Origin of the sequence: Aeromonas sp. QDB18 (assembly GCF_027705325.1) — a bacterium.
GTDB lineage: Bacteria > Pseudomonadota > Gammaproteobacteria > Enterobacterales > Aeromonadaceae > Aeromonas > Aeromonas caviae.
Map to the genome: position 1 here is coordinate 1 of NZ_JAPDBQ010000258.1, position 1988 is coordinate 1988.

Annotated in this window: 1 protein-coding gene and 1 pseudogene; both read right to left on the bottom strand. The window is 54.1% G+C overall.

The window, feature by feature from the left end:
- Positions 1–663, bottom strand: a pseudogene (locus tag OKC30_RS20645) (IS4-like element ISAs18 family transposase); the annotation flags it as partial.
- 176 nt (positions 664–839) lie between these two features.
- A partial coding sequence (locus OKC30_RS20650; protein WP_270809801.1) for an RNA-guided endonuclease TnpB family protein occupies positions 840–1988 on the bottom strand: 1149 nt, incomplete at its 5' end.

A 1988-nucleotide genomic window follows, 5' to 3' on the forward strand; every position in this document is an offset into this window, starting at 1 on the left:
CTCCACCGCTTTGAGGGTTCGGGTGCGCCCGGTCGGCGTTAGCCAGTCCCGAGCTGGAACCTGCTCTACACCAGGGTAACCAACCAAAACATTTCCTTTAAATCTAATGAGATAAGCAAAGCCTAGCTCTTGCTCCAGGCGTTCGAACAGCTCCATGTAACCAAAGCCGCGGTCAGCTACTACCGTCACGAAGATACCCTCTGGCAACGTCTGCTTGAGCTTGGTGAGCAGCTCTTTCTCATGGGCATTGCGTTGCCCTTTGAGCAACGATTTCCGATGGGTTTTCCACAGCAGCGGAGTACTGCGACCGTGGTTGGTTTGCAGGCTGATAACCAAGGTACTGTGATCATCGGCATCGAATTCGGTCCAGTCCATGGAGACTACGATCTCGGTACGTTCACCGACCACATAGGGCACCCAATCGTCAAAGAGGCTCCAGACATTGAGCTTGGTGTTAGTGAGCAGGCGATCCACCTGTTTAACCGCATGTTTACGTTCGAGACCGTTGGCCAAGGAGAGGCCACTACCGATGGCGTGGATGGCCAGTGAACCTGACTCGATAACCCCGAGGGTAGCATTGGCGAGGGAAAGAACACGCTTGGCATGCATGTCCTGTCCAAATATATCGTCGATGTGGTTGAGGATTAGTTCGTGGTTAAACATGGGGATAGTCTGTTGGGTATTAGCTGGTCAAGGATGGCGATCATACCTCAGAAGCCGCGCCACGCCTCGCTCATATGAGGGGATGGTTAAGGAGAAGAACACTTGAGAAGTGACTGCTCCCCGCCGCAAGCGGCGAGGCTTCCCACTTCTTAGGCCGCTACTGCCGAATTGGCAGATTAACGCTGGCCTCCATGGGTAGAAACGACGTGTCCCGCCGCCTTTAATTCCAATATGCCTTGTTGCTGGATATTCATGGCCGCGTTAATGTCGCGGTCATGCCCTGCCCCACACGCTGGACATACCCACTGCCGCTGATGCAACGGCATGTCCGGCATCTTGTGGCCGCAATCGCTACACAGTTTCGAGCTGGCAAACCACTGATCAAGTTTGATTAGGTGGCGACCCGCCGCTTGTGCCTTGTACTCCAGCTTCATGATGAAACCATGCCAACCAGCATCGCCAATGGCGCGGGCCAGTTTGTGATTTTTCATCATGTTCGCTGATTTCAATGTCTCCACGATGACCGCTTGGTTTTCGTCAACCATCGTGTGAGAGAGTTTGTGCTGAAAATCGGCGCGGGCATTGGCTACCCGTTCGTGCAGGGCGGCCAGTTGCCGTCTTGCCTTGCCACGGTTGGCGCTGCCCTTTTTCTTGCGAGACAGTGCCTTTTGCTTGCGTCGTAGATTGCGACTGGCGTTGATAAGGTGGCGTGGATTGGCAATCTTTTTGCCGCTCGACTCAATGAGGTAGTGGGACAGCCCCATATCACAGCCAGTCACGTCCGTGATGAAGGTGGGCTTGGCGGGAGCCTCGCAGCCATCCTCGCAAAGGATGGAAGCATAGTATTTCCCTGTCGGGCCACGGCTGACTGTGATGCTGGATACCACGCCGATAATATCTCGATGAATGACCGCCCTGATGGGCGTCATCTTCGGCAACTGGATAGCCGCTGTGAGCACCTTTCCGTTGGGGTGATAGCTGGATTGCCTGCCCCGTTTGCTCTTGAAGGTAGGCATTCGTGCCTTGAGCTTGGGATTGAAGAAGTTGGCGAATGCCTTGTCGAGATTAATCACCGCTTGCTGCAAGGCGAGTGAATCGTACTCCTTTAGCCAGCCGTATTTGCGCGATTTTTTCGCCACTGCGAGCATGGGTTTCAGGTCGCGTTTCGGTTTCAGTGAAATCCCGTGACGCTTGAACATGTGTCGTTGAATATGAAGGGCCTTGTTGTACGCGAACCGCACCGCGCCAAACTGGGCATTCAAGAATGCCGCTTGTTCGTCGGTCGGATAAATGCGTACTTTCGTTGCTCTTCTCAAAGTCACCGC